This window comes from Lacrimispora sp. BS-2, from assembly GCF_040207125.1.
GTDB lineage: Bacteria > Bacillota > Clostridia > Lachnospirales > Lachnospiraceae > Lacrimispora.
In genome coordinates this window covers 3,398,986-3,419,585 of the sequence record NZ_CP157940.1, presented here as the reverse complement: position 1 = coordinate 3,419,585, position 20,600 = coordinate 3,398,986, and the positions used below count along the sequence as shown (strand labels likewise).

Sequence of the window (20,600 nt, the reverse complement as noted above, 5' to 3'; positions counted from 1 at the left end):
TCTGTTTGATTTCATTATGGGAAGTTCGTAAAACCTCTTCGGATTGGAAACTGATTCCAATCCGTAAGGGGTTCTTTTTTTGTATAATTATATGCAAAATGCTGCATAAAGCGGAACGGAAAGCATGTTCTCAGTTTTGCCCAAGTTTTTTTCGGAGAAGCGAATGGAATAGCTGGGTTTATACTTTTGAATAAATACACTGAGACTTTTAGAGTGAACCTTTGTCCCCTTTTTGACTTCTATACCGATGACCTCGGAACCTTTTTGTAATACAAAGTCAAGTTCGGCACTGTGTTCACTTGCCCAATAGAAGAGGGCGTGTCCATTAGAGGCCAACGCTTGAGCAACGTAGTTTTCAGTAACAGAGCCCATAAACACATTTGATTCTCCAGTCAGGATCGTTTGTTGAGGCACACCGGATTTCATGACAAGAAGTCCCACATCACTCATATAAAGCTTAAAAGAGGACAAATCTGCGTAAACAGCGATAGGGCTTGTGCCATGATCGATCTTCTGACATTTTAACACGATGCCAGCCTGTGCCAGCCATTCGATTGATTCACCGAACAGTGCTGCACTACCGCCCCGCTGAACAACCTTGTATTGGAACTTTTTATTTTCTTTTGCAAGCTGGGCAGGAATGGAATTGAAACAGCTGCGAATTTTAACAGTATCAGCTGTAGTAGCGTATTTTGCCATGTCCGCTACGTAGTTGTTTGCAATTTCATTTTGTACAGTTGGTACAAGAACCAACTTTCCGGAGTTTGTAAAAGTCTGAACGCAGGCAGGCATTCCTCCGACAATGAGGTAGTACCTGTAAAATTCGATAGCTTTTTGATGGAGTGCCTCTGGCAGCGGAGTCATCAGATCAAAGGCAGAGTGAATTTCCTGTGATAGCCGCTCTTCGCCGTTTGCCCAAAGAAATTCTTCAAAGTCCAGCGGATAAAGTGTCATGCTTTCTACCTTGCCAACGGGAAAGGAGTAATGTTCCCGATGGATTGCAACTCCAAGCAGGCTTCCTGCCGCAGCAATGTGGTATTCCGGTGCCATTTCACAGAAGTATTTTAATGAGGTCAATGCCCGTTCACAAGACTGGATCTCATCAAAAATAATGAGGGTTCTGCCCGGTGTAATGACTTCATTTACGGTTGCTTCCAAGAAGCGAATGAGCCGTTCCGGGGAGATATCATCGGAAAAATAAGAAGCAACGGAAAGATTGGTTTCAAGGTTAATGTAAACGGTGTTATCAAACTGTGTTTCACCGAATTTGGTCAGTATATAGGTTTTGCCAACCTGCCTGGCTCCATAGAGGAGCAGGGGCATCCGATTTTCGGTTTTGTTTCTCCAAGTAAGGAGTTTTTCTTCAATTTTTCTACGCATAGCATACACCTCTCTATGATAGTATATTACAATTTTAATATTTATATGTCAAGAAAAATAGAGTTATAACAAATTTTTACTGATTAATAAGTCTGATGAATAATCTTGAGTCGCTCAATGACATTGGAATTATTATCATTCAGTTTATATATATGAAAAATGGGGAGCTTGTGTTTATTCGGTAAAATAGACAAAGTTATAAAAAGTGAGGACAATCAGCCAAGGATTGCCCTCATTTTTGAAGCGGTATCCTCTTGAGAAGTTAGACTTCGAAGGTAGTGATGGGTCATGTTTAGGCTGGTATGACCCAAAAGTTTCTGGAGCTCAGTATCCTCCATCCCGTTTTTGTACATGATTGATGCGGTGGAGAAACGGAGCTTATGGGAGGAACGGTACTCGATACCTAATTCCTCGCAACATTTTTTTAAGTGGCGGTTAAAGGTTACTGTTGCCAGCGGCTGGCCGTTGCGGATGAAGATATATTCGCTGTCCGAATTCTGGCAACGAATTTGTTCCAGTATCTTCTGTGCATTGGCGGTAAGTGGCATTTGGCGCTTTCCTTGGCTTTTATGACCTTTTATGTCATCGATAACTTTATTTTGGTCATCGATAAAACGGCGTATAAAGATGGTATCACCCTTTACGTCTTCCCATTTTAAACCTTTTAGCTCACCGATGCGGAGCACCAGATGAAAATCAAGCTTGATGGCCAGATCGTAGAAATCATCTCCCAAGTGATTTATAATCTGCAGTCGCTCTTCCTCTGTATAAGGTTTTATGTTATTTTCCTCTGCTTTAAAGGCAAATTGCTTAAAATTAATATCTCTTAGGCAATTATGGTCAATGACTTCGTTTTCTACGGCAAGGTAGAGTATGCCATTCATTATACTCTTTAAATCATTGAAGCGTTTTCGGGTGAGCTGACGGTCTTTAGTAATTATTCGGAAATAACGGATGTAATCCTTAACTAACAAGCTGTTTAAAGGAACTTTAGTTATTTCCTGATCTTTAAGGAGAGCATTCCACAGAAAACGGTTTTCTTTTATGGTCTTTTCTGTAACACTGCTTTCAGTTGCCCGCCATTGCATCCAGGTTTCAAAGTACACTTCCATGGTAAGTGCAGTAGTACCGAAAAAATGGTCATAGAGCTTTTCTATCAGACCTATGTAGTTGGTACTGCTTATGGGCTTTCGCTTTATAATAAGATAAATTCTGCTGTCGTCGGGTCTGAGCTTTATTTTCTTGAGATCACAGACTTCTTTTACTTGGGATTCTTTTTGATTGAACTCCAAGATTGCCTGACATGCTGCAGTGGTTAGTTTTCCGTCTGGATAGAAAATTTGCTTTTGCAGTTCTGAGATAGTGTCATTTAATTCTGTAAGAGGTGCTGACGGATTGCTTGTCAGTATACTTACAATTGTTTCGTTCTGTTTTTTGTATGGGCTTACGGAACGGCACATCCGCCATTACCTCCTTTCCTTTGTATACATCTAATCTTTGTTTGGTTGTTTCAATAGATCATCATAATAATATCTGAATGAAAGAATTGACTATTACAATAACTGTTAAATGTCTGCTGGAACCTTTAATAATATCTGCTTGGACCTCATTCCGGCCGAAGTGTTTTTTGTGTATGCCGCAATACATTCTCCAAGCTTCAGGTTTTTCAATAACTGGGTCCAATTGTTATTATTTGGATCGATTTCTTTAGCGATTCCTTTAAGATCACAATCATTTGGCTTAAAGTATATCTTTGTTGAGGCTTGTTGTATTCGGCTTATAGCAGTCTTTGAAAAATTATTATTTATGAACTGTGTTCCAAGCCATAAACCAATGCCTACTTTTCTCCCTTCAGTTAGCATCCGGGCAATTGGAGAGTGAGAGGAATGGTTAAAGAGCTGAGCTTCGTCTAAAATAATAAACGTCTTATGATTTATGTTACCCCTTAACGTGGCTTGGTTCCAGATATGCCACAATATAATATCAGATAAAAACTGCTTTGTTTCATCGGTGAAAAATTGCAGGTCATAGATATAAACATAACCAGGTTTATAAGCGTTGAAGCTACTCTTATCCACCGTGAAAATTTTTTGATCAAAAAGCGGCTTGAGTTTTCCATATAAGCTATTAGCATGTGCTCCCTTGGTGTCATGTATTAATTCAAGTAAAGTTTGAATCTTATGTTCAATATTGCCAGGCATTATAGTCATCATGGATAGCATTGCCTCATACAACGTATTTTCTTGACGGCTTCCAAGACAGAGAACATGGGAAAAAAGTTCTGTAACTCTAAGAGCTGTATCAACCTTCCTTTCCTCTAAGTCAGTATCTAATTGCAAAGATTGAAAAGGATTTATATCAATACCATGCTGGTATACATTTATAGTTACGGGAGTGATTGCGGATGAGAACCCCCATGCTTTTTCTTCTTCCGAAAGTTTATAACTTCCGGAAGAGTCTATTATTATTACAGGAAAACCTAAAGCCGCAGCTTGTAGCGCATAATTTTTTAGCGCATGAGTTTTCCCACTTCCTGATGCACCCTGGATTGTCATGTGGTAATTAGGCATTTCCTGTATATTCAGAGAAATCGTTACGGGATCTCCTAATCTAGTGTGTCCTAATAACATTTCTTTTTGTTTTGTATTAATCATAAATATCATCTCCTAAGCCCCAGATTCTGGTTCGATTGAAGGCTACCATTTTTTTCTGTGTTGGTGGGGTATGCTTGGGAAAATATACTGTTTTTAAGTATGTTTTTACCCGTGTCTGATCTGAGGTGATTATTTCAGCCTCCGATAGACTTTTAAGTAACTGGTTCACTGTAATATGAAAAGGGAATATGGAGGGTATGATATAATTTCTTAAATCTTGCTCAGAGACGTATAAGAAATTATCATCACAGTATAGGGTAATATTGCCCCCTTCCAGTAAAGTATCGTCCCTTAACCGGTTGATTAATGTACAGCCAGATATCAATGACCTTAATCCTTCAATAAAGAGTTCCGGTATACTTTCCATATCACTGGACATTTCATTTTGGTATAGAAAGTCTACCAGTAGTGATTCTATTTCATTACGTGTACCCCAAAAGTCTTCAATTCTAAAGTTATAGTGTTTTAAAAACTTTTCCATAAAATCACATACTGTCATAAAAATAGAATATGCGACTCCGTTTTTTTCGAAGGTTCCCAAACCAGTTTGAAGGTTTTCATTCCATGCATCTGAAAGCATTTTAATTGTAGTGTTAAAGTTACTACTTATGTATTGGCACAAGAGATTAATGTAATTTCCCATTGCACAGGGGTTGCATAATGCCTCTTGTAACACACCAATGTTAATATCACTGCTTTCAATATAAATCGACAGCGCATTTTCCATAGGAATATCTACGATATTTTGGTTTGATATACAAACAAGGGAGGCTCGTGATGTAATTTCAAAACCGTCATAATTGTATTTGACTCCTTCTAGACATACGTTATGTATCATATCCCAATTGCTGACCCTCAGCTTTTGCTTATAGTTATTACATGTAGGATTATCCACTCGTAATATAAATGGTTCATCCTGGTTTGTAAGAACGTTGCGCAGCAGTGTCTTGAAAGGCAAATCCAGGGTTGTACTGGTACCTTTATCATTGTTAAAGACCTGGAGTAATGACTGTGAAACTTTTTCAATACTTATGGGGCCATTGGTCATTTGGAGATATAAAAATTTGTCTAATGCCCACATATCTGCTTTGTCCAATACTCCACGCAAAATAGACATATGAAAAAATAGACTAATCGGAATAGTCGTTTCCTTTTTTAATAAGGACAATCGGTGGAAATATGATGCTATTATCTCAGTTGGTTCTGTAATATTAGAAAGTGCAAGTTGTCTGCTGTTAACTGGCATTTTAAGTAAATCCTTAGGAAGCAATGAAAAGATTTCATAATCTGAAGTAAGAAATCTTGGAGATGCATTACTAAAGGACCAGCCAGCGAAATATGGGAGACAAATAGATGTAGCTTTTGATAACTTTTGGCTAATATAATCACTTACAAGTTCTCCTTTGCGTGAATCGCTCTTGTCAATAAGAAAAGAAATGGAGATATTACGCAAGAAGGTTATCGCCCTGCCTGGGGTAAAATCCTTACGCTTCATTGCGCATACTTTTTCTCCGCATTCTGTCCCTACTTTCAATACCATTAAATAAATGGTATCAAGTGATGCGAACTCAGGAAACTCAACGATAATTATTTGGGTGATGATAAAATTAGCGAAAGGCTGATTCATAACTGTCTCATTTTTCAATCCCTTTGTTTTACATATGAGAAGACTATTAAAGGGAGTATTTTCGATGAGATATTCAAGGTTATTACCCCTACTGGCTAATTGCCTTTTTAAAGACTCGATTTCTTTTCTTTGATTATCAGTTAAAATTGATAGCTGAGTATTTTCGTAATAAACAGCGCTTGGAGGGTAAAGGAAGTTTTGATACGGAATGGATTCATATGACATGATAGTTCTCCTTTCTCAAAATGAGTTAGTCTGAATAATAGGGCATATTTTCCCCAAATGTAGGTTACCACAATAGTTTCAATTTAGCATTCGAATCGAATAACGGTTATGAATTTCATTAAAATCAATATTGTGATTATCATCACAGCTATGATTTTCAATTTGAATTGAATAACAGCTATAAATTTCTCCAAGGACATGTTTTATATTGTTTTTGAGGAGGAGTTGGTTTAATATTACTTACAACATAGATAAAACTAGGAGGAAATTAAATGAGAGTAATAGACCTTAACACATTTCTGGAAGATGAAAGATGGTTTCCTAATGACTTACAAAGACGTATAAGGGAATCATGGGAAGAGGCATCAAGATTATGTAATGGCTCTTCTATTGAAGATATATGGAATCTTTTGGTGAAGAATTGCTTGAATAGTTGGTTTGTTGAAGAGGATGAACAATATAATCTTGAAAAAGTAATGGAACTAATAAAATATGATATTATACTTTCTGCCTGCATTTCTTTCAATTTTGCAATAATTCCGCAAAAAAATATAGGAGAATTTGTTATTGACGTTCTGAAGGGAGACCCGGACTTTAAAGATGAGGAGATATTAAAGCAACTTATAAAGACGCCTATTTTAAAAACTGATTTGGGATATAAGTGGTCGCAAAGAAGAAAAGCGATAATGGATACCATAAATAAAGCTGCACTATTATTTTTAGATACAGAAAATAATATAATTCCCACTAAGGAATTGTATATCTATGTGAGGCAGTTTTCAAGGTACCACTTAAGGGCTGATGAGGAAAAAGAGGAATATAAATTTGAATATATGAATGCGGAATTGTTTTATACTCTTCTCAAGACTAGAAACAGACTTCCTTTTACCTATATTGCTCAGCGAGGTATGTATATTAATAAGATTTATGATGAAATTTATGATTGTTTTAGCCTTTTAAAGAACATTTATCAAAATCAAGGGTATTCGATTGAAAAGATTAAGGATACATTTATGATAGATAATTTCCTGTCATTTTCTACATTGGATTATTTGAGCACTCATTATTTAGAGCGCTTTACAAATTTGTCTACTTATAAACAGAGTTATTCACCTGAACAGGCTCAATCTGCTTTATATTTTTATAACTTCCTTTTCCCATTACCATATGAGTTATGTAAGAGTGAAGTGGACGGATATAATAATGCTATTGACCAATTTTTCCAAAGTGATAATTGTGAATGTCGATGGAAGATATTAGAGCCTTATATTTCAAAGTACGTTTTTATTAATTCCTGCTTAGTGCCAGTTATTCAGACAATATTTTCAAAATATTTGCTTATGAATGAAAATGCTCCGCTACAGAACCTAGAACCGTCTTTGCAGAAGGTTGCCATAAGGTTAGAAAAATATATACTTAATAATAAGGACTTTTCATACTATCATGATTTAGTGGATAATTCGGTAGAAAATGAAAGAGTTAAGGATTATAGGAGATATTTGAAGCATTTAAGTGAAGATGTTGGAAAAATAGAGAGTACGTACAGTAAAGACGATAAAGAAACAAAGGGTAATAAAGGTGGGAGTTATCAGAAGCAATTAGAATTTAATATAGCGTATTATTTTTATTTTATAAGGCGTGATAATTTTGTGGAAAAATGTAGGCGTTATGCTGATATGGATTTTAGCAAAATTATGGAGCGTAGACCCAAGGTGAATAGAACTTTTGATGAATTTATATACCAGAAAATAGAAGAAGCCATGCTTGAGTATGATTTAATTCAGCGCTCAAACGATTTTCCTAAAACAAAGCAATATACAGATTTTATAAAAGGAAGCAAGAATAGGAAGATTTACCCTGATCTGAAAAAATAAAATAAAAAAGGTAATAAAAGGTACTCCTATAATAAAGATTAATAGAATAATTTTTTTAAAATATGGGTAAACCCCCTATGAATTAAGTTTCATAGGGGGTTTGTGCATAGGTGTTTATAGAGAAGATTTTCTTTTCAGATATTCTTCGACCGAAACTTTAGGTATTTTCCAAGGCCGTCCCATTTGAAATCCTTTGATCTGGTTTGTTTGTAATAATTCATAAGCACGGTTCCTACCGATGCCTAATATCTCACATAGTTCATTTGTAGAAATAACATCACCATATTGCTCTAACATAGCCGGTAACCTCCTTTAAAATTTATTTTATTAAATAGTTACAAATCTTCTAACAATTTAATAAATCATTTGGAAGCAATAAAAGCTATAAAAATCCCTATGATAATTTTATAAGAAAGGTACAGACAACTATGAACATTAGTGTGAGTTTAGATGGAACACAGTATCAAGTAAAGCCAGATAAAATAGAAATAGCTAAAATAAGTAAAAGAATTGCAAAAAGACCAGTTAATTTATCGCTGGAGGAATTGGCTTCATATGTGGGTAATTATGGTTGCTCATTTTGCCCGGCAGTATTTAATAATGGAGAAAGAAAGTCAGATGCATTTAATGAAATGCAAATATTTGCTCTTGATTTTGATTCAGAGGTTACTTTTGAAATGATAAGAACCAGAGCAGAGAAATATGACTTACCAATTGCGTTTGCCTATCATACGTTTAGCTCTACGGAGTTATCGGAACGATTTAGAGTTGTATTTATTCATGAATGTCCTGTAAGTAATGCTATTGCAGCAAAGGTAATACTAGCATTATTGCTTGAAATCTTTCCGGATGCTGATAGACAATGTAAAGATGTCTCTAGAATGTTCTTAGGCGGTAAAGGTCTGATATGTTTTCAAGAAGAAACGTTTAATATAGCAAGCTTGGCCCTGCAATATCAGAAATACGAATACATTACTAACTATTCTAATTATTCCAGAACGATAAAAGGATTTGCAAAAAAGAACAAAGTGGCCTTAAAAGGTTCATATTTAGAAATTGATCGCGCATCACAACTTGGTAGGATTGAAGATTATTCGGAAAAACCTATTTATATTATAATAGGAAATGACGTAAAATCTTCATTTTTTATTAAAATGGCATCCTACCAGACTGATAAGCGCGATGATAAGGTATTAAATAATCAAATTAGGGTTAAATGGTCAGAGAACGAAAAAAAATGTGCGTTATATAGGGAGTTTCTAAATGGTGGGGAGCTTGAACATAATGAAAAATTCTTTCTGTTGACCAATTTTGTTAATATAAGAGGGGGAAGGAGTAAATTCCTTTCATATATTAAAAACCGGGGGGAGGATCTAGAAGATTGGAGTTTTTATTTTGGATATGCTAAATCCATGGGATATAAACCGCAGTTTTGTGAGAATGGTTGTAAGTATTGCAACTATTGTAATCATAAAGCAAATATGGTGCTGACAATAGCAGAAAGAGAAAAGATTCAGAGGTTAGATGATTCTAAGGAATATGTTAGCGTGGAAAAGGTGTATGCCCATATAGAAAGCTGTCTAAAAGATGCTATAAGTGAGATTAGGGATGGGCTATATCTAATTCCAGCCCAGACTGCCTCCGGTAAGACCCAGGCATATTGTAATCTGGTACAATCTCTAAAAAATGAGAAGATTATAATTGCAGTTCCTACAAACTTATTAAAGCAACAAGTTGCAGAAGAATTACATATACGAGAAATCAATGCTGTAGTTACCCCCTCTATTGAGGAAATGAAGGTGCCCGGGGAACTGGTCGATGAGGTTAAATATTATTATGATATTGGAATAAGCAGAATGGCAGCTAAGGTTCTGAGAAAATTTATTATTGATCATGAGAAGGAAAGAAGCCCAGAAATAATCTTGGCAGTTCAAAAATGCAAAGAGTATTTAAGTTTTTATTCGAATATAACAAAATTTGAATATATTGTTACGACTCATGCTAGGTTACTTACCTTATCAGAGGCTGAATTAAAGGGTTATACCGTTATTATTGATGAAGATATTTTATTATATTTATTTAAAAATATAAAGAAGGTCAGTTTAAAATCTGTAGAAAAAGTACTGAGCTTGGATCATTGCCCTTTGGCGTTAAAGACATTATTGTCACAGATTAAAGATACAAAGGATAATGTATATAAAAAAGTGACGCCGATGTCAGAAGAAGATGTAATATCAGAAGAAGATCTCTATAAATATGGCATATCGGAAAACGTTAATGATTTAGTAAAGGCCTCCGTCTATTATAAAGAGAAAGATGGTGGGGTACAGTACTTCTACCCGAAGATGTTGCCTAAATCAAAATACATTATTTTATCAGCCTCATTATCACCGGCACTGTACAGACAATATTTCCTTGGCTGGTATGTTAAGGAGTATCCCAAGAAGGAGGCTTGCTATTTAGGGCGTTTGATACAATATTCAGCTTATTCCATGAGCCGGAAGGATATTTCTAAGAGAGGTGGCAAGGTAATCGATTCAATTAAGGATATTTGTGGCGATATTCCAATAATAACATTCAAAGGAATGGGAGAGGGTTATAATGAATATGGACTTCATTTTGGAAATACTGAGGGAATAAATGCTTTTACAGGTAGGAATATTGCTGTAGTAGGCACTCCACATAATGCAGAAACAGTTTATAAGTTAATTGCATTCCATTTAGGAGTTCATGCTTCTGATGCATTGCATTGGCAAATAATAGAATATGGAGGATATAAATTTGGGTTTACCACATACAATAACCCGATGTTACGAGAAATACAGCTCTATTTTATAAAAAGTGAACTAGAGCAGAGTATCGGACGTGCCAGACTACTAAGGTTTCCTAGTACAGTTTACTTGTTTTCAGATTTTCCATGTGAACAGGCTGAGTTGGTGCAGGAAGAATATATAAAAAAGATTGAGCAGTGAGGTATATGAAAATAAGGTGTTTACGCACCGTATTATAGTACCTTGCTCTTTTTAATTTAAATTTAATAAGAATAGTAAAATACAGCATATAGTTTGGGGTGACCGGTCTTGATTTTAAAAGGCCGATCATATTATTTAGAGAGCGAAAAACGGGGTATAGGTTGTTCTATATGCTTTTAATGTAAGTGCAGGCAAAACTGTGGTGTTGGATATGATGGTTATAAATAGTGGGCTCTCATATATAACTTAGTAAGATAAAAAAGTCTTTTTTTTATTTTCAGATATATATTATATCCATGTTAATCTGCAGCATGGCTGTATGAGGGGAACATAGGAACGTAGAAAGCCATAGCGTACAGAAGCTATGGCACCTTTTATGCTATTAATTATTAAATTTGGCAATGATTTTTCATTACTACTATTATGTAAAGTTGACTACGGCCAATTATATATTATTGAAGTAATGCTGATAGTTGATGCCAGAAGTTAAATTTATGGATAGGGAGGTTCGTAGAAATGTAATATGAAAAATTATAAGAGAAAAAATAAGGATAATGACAGAAGAAATAGTATTCATGAAACCCTTATAATAGGAAGGCAAAGGAGGAAGATTCATGGATGCAAAGGATTTTTACGGTATTTACCGAGATTTGGCAGAGCAATTGGGAGTGGAGACGACAATCCGTATCTATGAGCATCTGCATGGATTACAGATTACATTTCCAGTAAAACTATACAGCAAGTCATATATTGAGAAGCAGATAAAAGAACGCTATGACGGAACAAATGGGAAGGTTTTGGCAAAGGAGCTTGGATATACGGAGCGATATTTCAAAAAAATCTTAGTGTCCTCAAATCGGAGCGAGGATTTACTGCCATAAAATGAAAAAATTGAGGCAGGGAAAAACGCAAGTAAAGAGAGGCTGCCTCATATGAGCCGTAACTCATTTTTCAGGCATCCTCTGTCCTGGATGTTAGCTTCATATTGGTGTACATCTATGCATGGCAAGCTGTGGGTACATATTACGGGTCTTAAGGATGTTCTCTGAAGTCGTTTTCTATTTCTTCCAATGCCTTTACAAAGGCCAGTACGGCTTTTATTTGTCCCGGGTTCAATTTCTCTATTTGTAAAATTGCTTTCTTATGGATGTCTGATAAAGTCTTGTTTTTCCCTACCATTTTTAGCTTGGGTTCTGTTCCGTACAGAATCCAGGAATTACTGTACCCGTATTTTTCCTCAATTAATGTAGCAAGCGCCTGGGATATGTTGGAGTTTCTACCGTTTAAGAGGGCAGATATGTAGCTCTCTGTTACCCCGATTTCTTTGGCTAAATCTTTTTGCTTTAAATTGTTTTCCTCAAGTAATAATCTAATTCTTTCGCTTAGATTCAAAATTGCTCACCGCCTTTGTCCAAAATAATATCATAGTAACTAAATTCAGTCAAGAATGTAATATTGACAACTAAATTCAATCATGATAAACTAAATTCAATTTAGATTAATGTGGTCAAAATGGAGGGGAATATGGAACTGACAGAAAAAGATATTGTAATAAAAAAGATTATGGAATTAGAACCGGAGCAAGTATCCAAAGTATTAATTTTTATAGCGGGACTTGAAGCCGGACGGAATATGACTGCGGAGCAAGAGAAAGAAAAAGATTAATTAAATAAATGACACATATCGGGAGGACCAATGTGAGCAGCACAAAAAAATTTTTTGAGGAACTGGAAAAAGCAGGGGTACAGGTAAAATAGTAAATGTTGTACAGGGTTGTTTCAAAAATGGGAACAGAGGATAGAAATCGTAAACTTATAAAAAATGGCGTAGCTGCCAAAACAGGAGGGTAATATATGTATTGCAGTAATTGTGGAAAAAAATATGATGGAAGTTTTTGCCCTGATTGCGGGACACCAGCTCAGACTGGTGATCAAAGCAAAATGATTGAAGAAGATAGCGTTTTTATACCACAGAGTGAACAGGTAAATACTTTGGTTTATAAATTAACAGCAGGTGCGCTTGCTATAAACGGAGAAAGACAGTTGACAACTGTCTTTGAGGTCACTGGAAATGAGGTGACTGCAACATCGTACAGGAAAACCACAAAGGCATCTCCAGTTAGTTCCTTGATTTTTAATAAGCAAGAGATAGGAAGCGTTGTTTATAAAAAGACTTCGCTTCTCACTAAGCTTGAAAAGGTGCAAATAGCGGGACTTTCTGTTACCACTCTTTTAGGATTCGTAATACCACCGCTTTTGATTGTGGGTCCAGCAGCGATTGCTTTGATCGTCTTTACAAGCAGAAAAAAGACAATGATAATTTCATTGAAAAGTGGAACAAGTATTAAAGCTTATTATATGGAACAAGAAGAAGCTGATATCGTTTATAAAGCGATATCGGTTTAAGAAAGAGGGGAATAAATCGTGAATTGTAAGAAATGTGGAAACAACCTTCAGGAGAACCAGAAGTTTTGCAGTGTGTGTGGTGAAAAAGTAGAGGTTATTAATACCTGCCCTAAATGCGGGACAAAATTTGAACCAGGACAGAAGTTTTGTGTTGTATGTGGGCAGTCATTATATAAAGAAGATTTAGGTCAGAGGAACAACCCTAAGACAGCAGCTCAAAAGGTATCAGAGTCTCAGAATGTAAGCAAACCAAAGAAACGTTCATGTTTTGGTAAAGGGCTGTTGATTGCAGTAGGAATTATATTTAGTATTACTGTACTGGCAGGCATGTTTGTTAGAAATTCAATAGCTGTATCAGAAATTAATGCGGAATCACCTTCTACGGATACCGGATCTGCGGAAGTTTCACAAAATGGTGATGGTATTGGGGGTCCTGAATCTTATACAACAAAAGCCGTAGATAGAAATAGTTTTATGCAGAATGCTGTTACTCCCGAGTTTAAGGATCTTCGTAACAATATTTATGATTACAGTGGAATTGGAATTAAAGTAAAGGGATTGATCATAGGAAAATCGATTCCAGAGGATTATATGGAAGGGGTTACAGAACTGGCTTATGATGCAAATGAGTGGAGTGGCCTGTTGGATACTTATTATGCATATTCTTGTATGAGCAGTGGTGGTGACTCTCCTGGTGGTTATATTGTGATTTCTAAGGATTCATCGCCTTATACGAATGAATGGAAGATGATATATGGTTATCCGGTTGGTGTAAATTCAAAAGGCGATGTTATAATCTGGGCTGAATTTTTTACGGATGAAGAAGCTGTGGTTGATGGAACGGATGCAGTGGTTTCACCCGGGGGCAATAGCGGCAATGATGTTATGGCATCAGAAATAAATGATATGGAATCTTTTGATGAATCTTCCAGTCGTCCGACAGAGGCAAAGTATGACTTTGGATACAATACAAATCCAGATGATATAAGATACAATCAGGATTACTTTACAGCAGGCGTTGAGATGATTAAAAATAATGGATTTATTGGCAGCAAAGTAAATATAACTGGTTTGTTTACCTATGCTGGTACTGGAAACTCTGTTAGTATGGAGCAATGGTATGATAGTGCTACTATGAAAAATCTTGATGCCTATTACATCAGTGATGCTTGGGGCGAAGGACAGTATATAGTTTTATCAGCATACAATTCTAACGTATACGCTGATAGCTATGTAACAGTATATGGAACCGTCATTGATATTGATAAAAATGGAGTTGTATACATTGCCGGACAGCTTATTGAAGCAGCCCCTGCAGGTTAATATGATATAAGCCAGAGCGTTTTCGTTCTGGTTTTTTTGTGTTTTAAAATCCGAGTATATTAACGCTTCAGATAATGCGTTTATAGCTGTGATGAAAATAAAGTAACTACATGTATAAACTATAAGTGGTTAAAAGCGGATTATAAGGGGTGAGCTATAAGCGTTATGTAGGTGTTCTGCAATGTAAATATAAAACAAATATATATTATTTCTTAGAATAAAAATCAACAATTAAAGGAGGTTAATTATGTCAGCGAACGTGGAGTCAATGTTTTACACAAGAGAAAAGCCCTGGCACGGGCTGGGAACAATGGTGATGGAGGCACCTGCATCTGCAGAAGCCCTGGCTTTAGCAGGGTTGGACTGGCAGGTAATTCAGAAGTCTATAGAAACGGAGGATGGTATACCAATTAACGGCTTCAAGGCAAATATTCGGGACATGGATGAAAAGGTTCTGGGAGTTGTTTCCGATCGCTACAAAGTGGTTCAGAATGAGGAAGCTTTTGCTTTTACAGATGAATTACTTGGCGAAGGTGTTACCTATGAAACGGCGGGTTCTCTTCAGGAAGGGCGAAAGACCTGGCTACTTGCAAAGCTTCCTCAGCATTATATTATAAGCGGAGATGAAATCGAACCTTACCTTGTGTTTATGAATTCTCACGATGGAACAGGCGGTATAAAGGCTGCAGTGACACCTATTCGGGTGGTTTGCCAGAATACTTTAAACCTGGCCCTGGCGACAGCAAAGAGATCCTGGTCTGCAAACCATACCGGAAATATAGAGGGAAAGATGGAAGATGCAAGAAATACGCTCCTTTATGCCAACAGGTACATGGGAGAGCTTGGTAAGGCTATTGATGAACTAAGCAGAATTAAGATGACAGACCATCAGGTGTATGAATATATTGATGCATTGTTTCCTTTGCTTGATAACCCTACGGAACAGCAGCAGAAGAATCTGATGAGACTGAAAGAGGATTTGAAGATGAGGTATTTTGAAGCGCCGGATTTAAAATTTGCTGGAAAGCATGGCTGGCGATTCCTGAATGCTGTATCGGATTTTGCCACTCATGCGAAACCTTTAAGAGAACGGGCAAATTATAAGGAAAGTCTTTTTGCGCGCACAGTAGAAGGGAACGCCATGATTGATAAAGCTTATGAGCTGGTGAGGGCAAGGTGAAAAAGCAGAGCCAGAAAAAAGGTATCCCAGTTGAGCCGGAAGGAGGGGGTGAGGAGAGGTGGGAAGCTTTAAGTAATTGCAGAGATTTTCCATTCTTGGTTCAGAATGCGAATCCGGACATACTTGATTTATTTGAAGTGCAGATTAAGGAATATCTGAATATGGGTGAGCTAACAGAATGTTATTTGAATGAAGTTCCAAGAAGCGTATGCTGGTATGAGGGACTCATTGATATTGAGATGCTGTTGATGGAAATCGGTGAGTGGGAAGCGCTGTAAAAATGAATTTGTTTTTAGCATTGAAGTGCATTCCCTCTTTTCTAAGGAATGCTGTTCCGGAAAGTTCGTTAATATAATACTCTCTTATGTTGTGAAAGGGTAGTATGGGAATCTTGATGAGAAGAGAGTATTTTGTGCATGTAATTGAAAATAAAATAATTATATAGAAAACGGGAGTCTCTTTCTTAAATGCTGGAGGCCTCCGTTTTTGCAAGGAGGCGCGATTATTTATGAAGAATGCAACACAGGAAGAAAAGGTAATAGGTATGATGAAGCGGCCTATTCCTAAGAAGAGAGTAGGGATCATAAAGCTTAAAATGATTCGGGAAGGAACTGCTGTTTATGGAACTGAACGTTTTCATGAAGCAAAAGAGGCAGCGGATATGGTGAGGCATCTCTTTGAATATTCAGATCGTGAGATGATGATGGTAATGTCATTGGATTCAGCAATGACGCCGATCGCTTTGGAAATCGTCGCAGTGGGAGGCTTGAGCTCATGTGGGATAGATCCAAGGGATTTATTTAAACATGCGATTCTTTCAAATGCTTCAAAAATCATTTGCTTTCACAATCATCCTTCTGGAGAGCCGATGCCAAGTCGAGAGGATTCTCTCATTACAGGTCGGATTAAGGAAGCCGGAGTATTGCTGGGAATCGAATTGCTTGACCATATTGTGATTGGTTCGGAGGGCAGATATGTAAGCTTCCGGGAAGAAAGGATTGAACCTTTTGGTATTGGAGGTGTGGCATGAATGAAAAAGTTAATTTCAACAAACGGCTTATCTCATGAAGATTGGCTGAAATACAGAAAGCAGGGAATCGGTGGGTCTGATGCAGGTGCAATCTGTGGTCTTAATCCCTATGTCAGCCCTATGAGTATTTTCTATGAAAAAACAAGCTTAGAAGTAGAAGATCATGATAATGAATCCATGAGACAGGGGCGAGACCTAGAAGAATATGTGGCCCGGCGCTTTATGGAAGAGACAGGCTTAAAGGTACGACGGTCCAATGTTATGTATCAGAGCGAAGAATATCCCTTTATGCTAGCAAATGTTGACCGCCTTATTTCAGGGGAAAACATGGGACTTGAATGCAAAACGGCCAGTGCCTATAATGCAGATAAATGGACCGGAGAGTCTGTCCCTGCCCATTATGAAATCCAATGTCATCATTATATGGCGGTGACCGGGGCGAGGGCCTGGTATCTGGCTGTTGTGATTTTGGGAAGGGAATTTAAGTATAAGAAGATTGAACGTGATGAGGAGCTGATTCAAAATTTGATTGTCATAGAAAAGGAATTCTGGGAGGGCCATGTTTTGTCAGGAAATATGCCGGACCCGGACGGCAGTGATATTTCAAATGAAGTGATTCACCGGTATTTTCCAACGGCCTATAAAAAGACGATTCCTCTTCCATCTCATTTAAATGAGCAGTTAAAAAGGAGGGAAGAAATCATTCTTCTGGCAAAGAAGTTGACACAGGAGCAGAATCAGATTGAACAGCAGCTTAAGCTTTATATGGGCGAATATGAAATGGCATTTAATGAGCGCTATAGAGTTTCCTGGAGCAATGTGGATACAGTCCGTATTGACAGCAAGCGATTAAAGGAGGAACGGCCAGATCTTTACCGGGATTTTGCCAAATGCAGCCAGTCAAGACGATTTACTGTTAAGGCGGCGTAATGGTTTGAGGTTTAAAGATGTAAAGGCTCAAGTTTAACACTTCACAGGATGCTTGTTTTGCTTAATGAAAAAATGCAGATTGTACATGTATCGTTATCACGTTATAATAATGCCATAAAATCATGACGAGGAGGCCACATAATGGAAGCAATCATACCTTCATCTGATTTACAAAATAAGTATTTGGAGATATCAGCCTTAACACGGCAATCCCAAGAACCAGTTTTTATTACTGTAAATGGTCGGGAGGATACCGTTTTGATGAGCCATGTACAGTATGAAAAAATGAAAACCGAATTGGAATTGTGGAAAATGTTGGCGGAAGCTCAGGATGATGTGGAAAATGAAAGAACTGCTTCTATAGAGGATACATTTTCGGATATCCGCAAAAATCTTTTAGTGGGGAGGTCTCACGACCTGTGATGTAATATAATATAAAGGCGGACAGTCAGGTAAATGATTTGGTTTTTTATGAGATGAGAGAGAGGAATCATACAAAATTATATATTCAGTCGTTAATTTCAGACGTAATTATGTTAATTTGATACTTTGAGTATTGAGGAGAGGGACCGTCTTGCTGGATACAGGATGGTCCTTTCCAAATTAATTAAATGAACTAAAATGAAAGGGATGAGAAAATGTCAGATGTAAAACAGGAATTAGAGAAGAGGGCAGCAGGCGGCGGAGGTCAAAGTCAATCCGTCAGGCTGACAAAAAATATGACAATCGTTGATATGGTTAAGGCCCTTGAACCGGAAATCAAACGGGCGCTTCCAAGTATTCTTACGCCGGAACGATTTACAAGAATGGCGCTGTCTGCAATTAATAATACACCAAAGTTGGCAGAGTGTACGCCTATGAGTTTTATTGCAGCTTTGATGAACGCAGCACAATTAGGTCTGGAACCGAATACACCCTTAGGACAAGCATATTTAATCCCTTATAAAAACAAAGGAATATTGGAGTGTCAGTTTCAGCTGGGATATCGGGGACTGATTGATTTAGCATATCGCAATGACAGGATGCAGAGCATTGAGGCTCAGGTGGTGTATGAAAATGATGAATTTTCTTATGAATTGGGCCTTCATCCATCTTTGACTCATCGGCCATCTTTTGATGAGCCGGGAGAAATCAGGGCTTTTTACGCAATCTTCCGGCTGGATAATGGTGGCTTTCGCTTTGAAGTTATGAGCAAAAGCTATGTAGATGCTTATGCCACCAAATATTCAAAAGCGTTTACTTCGGATTTTAGCCCGTGGAAGAGTAATTATGAGGGGATGGCCAAAAAGACGGTGATTAAGCAGCTGTTAAAATATGCACCGATTAAGTCGGATTTTCAGAAAGCCATCACCTTGGATGAAACTGTGAAAACACAGCTTTCCATTGATATGAGCGAGATACGGAATGAGTGTTTGCCGGAAACATTGGAAAGCGGTGAGGTGGCATGATAAAGGTAAGTCAGAGTGATAGGCGTATTTTTCAAGATGCAATAGCTTTAGTCAACTTCAAAAGAAATGTTTTTCCAAGAGAGAGATTTATAAGAACCGGGAGGCATTTTATCATTCTTTATTCGGAGTTTGCTATATTCTAGAGCTTGTCGGGCGGCGGTATACCGGAGAGGATTTTCTTAAACTGAGCCTGGGACAGAAAGAGATAGCGGAGGAAATATTTTTAAGTATTTATGGACAAGAACATTAGGAGGAACTCTTTGTGGACTTGAGTAAGGAGCAGAAGCAGAATGAAATGGAAGGCTGATTTACAGAGCACGTGGCAAAAAATGTACTGGCATAAATGATCGGGTATCTGGCATAAGTCGATACAAATGTTCGAGTGCTCATTGTATTTCATTATGTTCCTATGATATAATGGACTTACTTACAAGGAAGGAGTGATGATATGTCAACGAATGAAACCTTGAAAATGTTGTACAAAGAGTGCATGAAATTAGATCCTGATGAGACTACGCAGTTAATCCTTGGGGCGGAGACGGAAGAAGAGCAGGAATTTTATTCCATGATCAGTGACCTTGTCCTTCAGCAGAGACAGCGAAAGGTCATTGAGGAGAATCGGTTTTGATGAAACGATATGTTATTTTTGCAGGAGTGAATGGGGCTGGGAAGTCTACGCTGTATCAGACTTTTCTCAAGTATCATCAGATGCCTAGAATTAATATAGATGAAATTCTTAAAACATTTGGGGACTGGAAAATAACCAGTGATGTTATGAAAGTGGAAAACGGGCTGTTCAGGAATTGAATCAATGCCTATCTATCGGAAGTTCCTTTTATCAGGAAACAACGCTCTGTGGAAAGACTATTTTTAGAACAATAGAAAAGGCCAGGAATCAGGGATATTACATTGAACTTTATTATGTAGGAATTGATTCTGTAGAATTGGCAAAACAGAGGATTGCCTACCGTGTATCAAAAGGTGGGCATGGAATACCGGATAAGGATGTGGAAAAACGGTATTTGGAAACATTCCAGAACTTGACGATTGTTCTTCCTATGTGTAATCTGGCTTCTCTGTATGATAATACTAAGGAATTTAGAAGAATTGCCATCTATAAAGATGGGCTTCCGGTCCGCGTTTCTCATAATGAGCCGGATTGGTTTCAACAAGTACAATAGGATTAGCCCTTGCGGTGTGGGACTGCGGGGGCTTTTTTTGTTGCAAAAAAGAAGGAAAAGGTGATGATATGAATGTGGAAGATTTACTGGAACAGATCATTTGTGACCGTATTGAGATGCTGTTAAATGCACGTTCTGATGAAACCCTTCATGAGGAAAGGGAGCTAAACCACAAGATGAAAGATATTCTTGAACGGTTGGATGAGGAATCAAAAGTTGCTATGGAGCAGTTTTGGGATGAATGGGTTATACAGTCGGCAGAAGAAAGCCGCTATCTGTATCTTGCCGGTATGAAAGATGGAGCCAGGGCTTTAAAAGTAATTTTAAAGTTATGATAAAGGGAGCAGCTATAATGAAAGATAAGGATTTCA

The 20,600-nt window shown here is 37.3% G+C and carries 22 protein-coding genes; 16 read left to right on the top strand and 6 right to left on the bottom strand.

Going from position 1 to position 20,600, the window contains the following annotated elements; all coding sequences use genetic code 11:
• Nucleotides 1-87 precede the first annotated feature (87 nt).
• The 4 genes from ABFV83_RS16095 to ABFV83_RS16080 all read right to left on the bottom strand — a co-directional run bounded on the left by ABFV83_RS16095 (nucleotide 88) and on the right by ABFV83_RS16080 (nucleotide 5,886).
• Nucleotides 88-1,380, bottom strand: coding sequence for an ATP-binding protein (locus tag ABFV83_RS16095; protein WP_349945230.1), 1,293 nt, complete (start codon nucleotides 1,378-1,380; stop codon nucleotides 88-90).
• 215 nt (nucleotides 1,381-1,595) lie between these two features.
• Nucleotides 1,596-2,840, bottom strand: a complete 1,245-nt coding sequence (locus ABFV83_RS16090) for a tyrosine-type recombinase/integrase (protein WP_313583022.1) — start codon at nucleotides 2,838-2,840, stop codon at nucleotides 1,596-1,598.
• 105 nt (nucleotides 2,841-2,945) lie between these two features.
• Nucleotides 2,946-4,034, bottom strand: a complete 1,089-nt coding sequence (locus tag ABFV83_RS16085) for a DUF87 domain-containing protein (RefSeq protein WP_313583023.1) — start codon at nucleotides 4,032-4,034, stop codon at nucleotides 2,946-2,948.
• Complete coding sequence (locus tag ABFV83_RS16080) at nucleotides 4,027-5,886, bottom strand: hypothetical protein (protein ID WP_349945228.1); 1,860 nt, start codon at nucleotides 5,884-5,886, stop codon at nucleotides 4,027-4,029. Before ABFV83_RS16080 ends, ABFV83_RS16085 begins: the two co-directional genes overlap by 8 nt.
• Nucleotides 5,887-6,158: 272 nt before the next feature.
• Here ABFV83_RS16080 and ABFV83_RS16075 point away from each other — a divergent pair, with 272 nt between their 5' ends.
• A complete protein-coding gene (locus tag ABFV83_RS16075) occupies nucleotides 6,159-7,760 on the top strand; it encodes a hypothetical protein (protein WP_349945227.1) in 1,602 nt (533 codons plus the stop codon).
• Between the two features lie 114 nt (nucleotides 7,761-7,874).
• On the opposite strand, the gene ABFV83_RS16070 is transcribed toward ABFV83_RS16075, so the two are convergent.
• Nucleotides 7,875-8,057, bottom strand: a complete 183-nt coding sequence (locus ABFV83_RS16070; RefSeq protein WP_349945225.1) for a helix-turn-helix domain-containing protein — start codon at nucleotides 8,055-8,057, stop codon at nucleotides 7,875-7,877.
• Between the two features lie 131 nt (nucleotides 8,058-8,188).
• Here ABFV83_RS16070 and ABFV83_RS16065 point away from each other — a divergent pair, with 131 nt between their 5' ends.
• Together ABFV83_RS16065 and ABFV83_RS16060 are read left to right on the top strand one after the other, a co-directional pair.
• Complete coding sequence (locus ABFV83_RS16065; RefSeq protein ID WP_349945223.1) at nucleotides 8,189-10,732, top strand: hypothetical protein; 2,544 nt, start codon at nucleotides 8,189-8,191, stop codon at nucleotides 10,730-10,732.
• 614 nt (nucleotides 10,733-11,346) lie between these two features.
• Entirely contained in the window at nucleotides 11,347-11,613 is a 267-nt protein-coding gene (locus ABFV83_RS16060; RefSeq protein ID WP_313186464.1) for a Mor transcription activator family protein, read from the top strand.
• 151 nt (nucleotides 11,614-11,764) lie between these two features.
• On the opposite strand, the gene ABFV83_RS16055 is transcribed toward ABFV83_RS16060, so the two are convergent.
• Nucleotides 11,765-12,124: a helix-turn-helix domain-containing protein gene (locus ABFV83_RS16055; protein ID WP_158417101.1), complete on the bottom strand. Its 360-nt coding sequence runs from the start codon at nucleotides 12,122-12,124 to the stop codon at nucleotides 11,765-11,767.
• A 132-nt stretch (nucleotides 12,125-12,256) separates the two neighbouring features.
• Here ABFV83_RS16055 and ABFV83_RS16050 point away from each other — a divergent pair, with 132 nt between their 5' ends.
• From ABFV83_RS16050 to ABFV83_RS15990, 13 genes are all read left to right on the top strand, one after another.
• Nucleotides 12,257-12,397, top strand: coding sequence for a hypothetical protein (locus tag ABFV83_RS16050; protein WP_313151695.1), 141 nt, complete (start codon nucleotides 12,257-12,259; stop codon nucleotides 12,395-12,397).
• 188 nt (nucleotides 12,398-12,585) lie between these two features.
• Complete coding sequence (locus ABFV83_RS16045) at nucleotides 12,586-13,137, top strand: zinc ribbon domain-containing protein (RefSeq protein WP_349945220.1); 552 nt, start codon at nucleotides 12,586-12,588, stop codon at nucleotides 13,135-13,137.
• 18 nt (nucleotides 13,138-13,155) lie between these two features.
• Nucleotides 13,156-14,460 carry a zinc ribbon domain-containing protein gene (locus ABFV83_RS16040; RefSeq protein WP_349945219.1) on the top strand — a complete coding sequence of 435 codons (1,305 nt, stop codon included), beginning with the start codon at nucleotides 13,156-13,158 and terminating at the stop codon, nucleotides 14,458-14,460.
• A gap of 247 nt (nucleotides 14,461-14,707) precedes the next feature.
• On the top strand, nucleotides 14,708-15,640 hold the full coding sequence (locus ABFV83_RS16035) for a DUF932 domain-containing protein (protein WP_349945217.1): 933 nt from the start codon (nucleotides 14,708-14,710) through the stop codon (nucleotides 15,638-15,640).
• On the top strand, nucleotides 15,637-15,918 hold the full coding sequence (locus ABFV83_RS16030) for a hypothetical protein (RefSeq protein ID WP_349945216.1): 282 nt from the start codon (nucleotides 15,637-15,639) through the stop codon (nucleotides 15,916-15,918). Before ABFV83_RS16035 ends, ABFV83_RS16030 begins: the two co-directional genes overlap by 4 nt.
• Nucleotides 15,919-16,148: 230 nt before the next feature.
• On the top strand, nucleotides 16,149-16,670 hold the full coding sequence (locus ABFV83_RS16025) for a JAB domain-containing protein (RefSeq protein WP_349945214.1): 522 nt from the start codon (nucleotides 16,149-16,151) through the stop codon (nucleotides 16,668-16,670).
• A complete protein-coding gene (locus ABFV83_RS16020; RefSeq protein WP_349945213.1) occupies nucleotides 16,671-17,600 on the top strand; it encodes a lambda-exonuclease family protein in 930 nt (309 codons plus the stop codon).
• A gap of 141 nt (nucleotides 17,601-17,741) precedes the next feature.
• Nucleotides 17,742-18,023, top strand: a complete 282-nt coding sequence (locus ABFV83_RS16015) for a type II toxin-antitoxin system prevent-host-death family antitoxin (RefSeq protein WP_349945211.1) — start codon at nucleotides 17,742-17,744, stop codon at nucleotides 18,021-18,023.
• Between the two features lie 215 nt (nucleotides 18,024-18,238).
• Entirely contained in the window at nucleotides 18,239-19,048 is an 810-nt protein-coding gene (locus ABFV83_RS16010) for a recombinase RecT (RefSeq protein ID WP_349945210.1), read from the top strand.
• A gap of 448 nt (nucleotides 19,049-19,496) precedes the next feature.
• Nucleotides 19,497-19,676 carry a hypothetical protein gene (locus ABFV83_RS16005; RefSeq protein WP_100306416.1) on the top strand — a complete coding sequence of 60 codons (180 nt, stop codon included), beginning with the start codon at nucleotides 19,497-19,499 and terminating at the stop codon, nucleotides 19,674-19,676.
• Nucleotides 19,676-19,855 carry a hypothetical protein gene (locus tag ABFV83_RS16000; protein ID WP_313185069.1) on the top strand — a complete coding sequence of 60 codons (180 nt, stop codon included), beginning with the start codon at nucleotides 19,676-19,678 and terminating at the stop codon, nucleotides 19,853-19,855. Before ABFV83_RS16005 ends, ABFV83_RS16000 begins: the two co-directional genes overlap by 1 nt.
• Nucleotides 19,852-20,229 carry a hypothetical protein gene (locus tag ABFV83_RS15995; RefSeq protein WP_349945208.1) on the top strand — a complete coding sequence of 126 codons (378 nt, stop codon included), beginning with the start codon at nucleotides 19,852-19,854 and terminating at the stop codon, nucleotides 20,227-20,229. Before ABFV83_RS16000 ends, ABFV83_RS15995 begins: the two co-directional genes overlap by 4 nt.
• A gap of 68 nt (nucleotides 20,230-20,297) precedes the next feature.
• Entirely contained in the window at nucleotides 20,298-20,564 is a 267-nt protein-coding gene (locus ABFV83_RS15990) for a hypothetical protein (RefSeq protein ID WP_349945207.1), read from the top strand.
• The last annotated feature ends 36 nt before the right edge of the window (nucleotides 20,565-20,600 follow it).

Bases quoted from the DNA above. Each gene is read 5' to 3' on its own strand.
- ABFV83_RS16090 (WP_313583022.1), bottom strand. From the start codon at position 2,840: ATGTGCCGTTCCGTAAGCCCATACAAAAAACAGAACGAAACAATTGTA.
- ABFV83_RS16070 (WP_349945225.1), bottom strand. From the start codon at position 8,057: ATGTTAGAGCAATATGGTGATGTTATTTCTACAAATGAACTATGTGAG.
- ABFV83_RS16015 (WP_349945211.1), top strand. From the start codon at position 17,742: ATGGAAGCAATCATACCTTCATCTGATTTACAAAATAAGTATTTGGAG.
- ABFV83_RS16025 (WP_349945214.1), top strand. From the start codon at position 16,149: ATGAAGAATGCAACACAGGAAGAAAAGGTAATAGGTATGATGAAGCGG.
- ABFV83_RS16035 (WP_349945217.1), top strand. From the start codon at position 14,708: ATGTCAGCGAACGTGGAGTCAATGTTTTACACAAGAGAAAAGCCCTGG.
- ABFV83_RS16060 (WP_313186464.1), top strand. From the start codon at position 11,347: ATGGATGCAAAGGATTTTTACGGTATTTACCGAGATTTGGCAGAGCAA.
- ABFV83_RS16010 (WP_349945210.1), top strand. From the start codon at position 18,239: ATGTCAGATGTAAAACAGGAATTAGAGAAGAGGGCAGCAGGCGGCGGA.
- ABFV83_RS16095 (WP_349945230.1), bottom strand. From the start codon at position 1,380: ATGCGTAGAAAAATTGAAGAAAAACTCCTTACTTGGAGAAACAAAACC.
- ABFV83_RS16065 (WP_349945223.1), top strand. From the start codon at position 8,189: ATGAACATTAGTGTGAGTTTAGATGGAACACAGTATCAAGTAAAGCCA.
- ABFV83_RS16050 (WP_313151695.1), top strand. From the start codon at position 12,257: ATGGAACTGACAGAAAAAGATATTGTAATAAAAAAGATTATGGAATTA.
- ABFV83_RS16080 (WP_349945228.1), bottom strand. From the start codon at position 5,886: ATGTCATATGAATCCATTCCGTATCAAAACTTCCTTTACCCTCCAAGC.
- ABFV83_RS16000 (WP_313185069.1), top strand. From the start codon at position 19,676: ATGAAACGATATGTTATTTTTGCAGGAGTGAATGGGGCTGGGAAGTCT.
- ABFV83_RS16085 (WP_313583023.1), bottom strand. From the start codon at position 4,034: ATGATTAATACAAAACAAAAAGAAATGTTATTAGGACACACTAGATTA.
- ABFV83_RS16045 (WP_349945220.1), top strand. From the start codon at position 12,586: ATGTATTGCAGTAATTGTGGAAAAAAATATGATGGAAGTTTTTGCCCT.
- ABFV83_RS16005 (WP_100306416.1), top strand. From the start codon at position 19,497: ATGTCAACGAATGAAACCTTGAAAATGTTGTACAAAGAGTGCATGAAA.
- ABFV83_RS15990 (WP_349945207.1), top strand. From the start codon at position 20,298: ATGAATGTGGAAGATTTACTGGAACAGATCATTTGTGACCGTATTGAG.
- ABFV83_RS16020 (WP_349945213.1), top strand. From the start codon at position 16,671: ATGAAAAAGTTAATTTCAACAAACGGCTTATCTCATGAAGATTGGCTG.
- ABFV83_RS16075 (WP_349945227.1), top strand. From the start codon at position 6,159: ATGAGAGTAATAGACCTTAACACATTTCTGGAAGATGAAAGATGGTTT.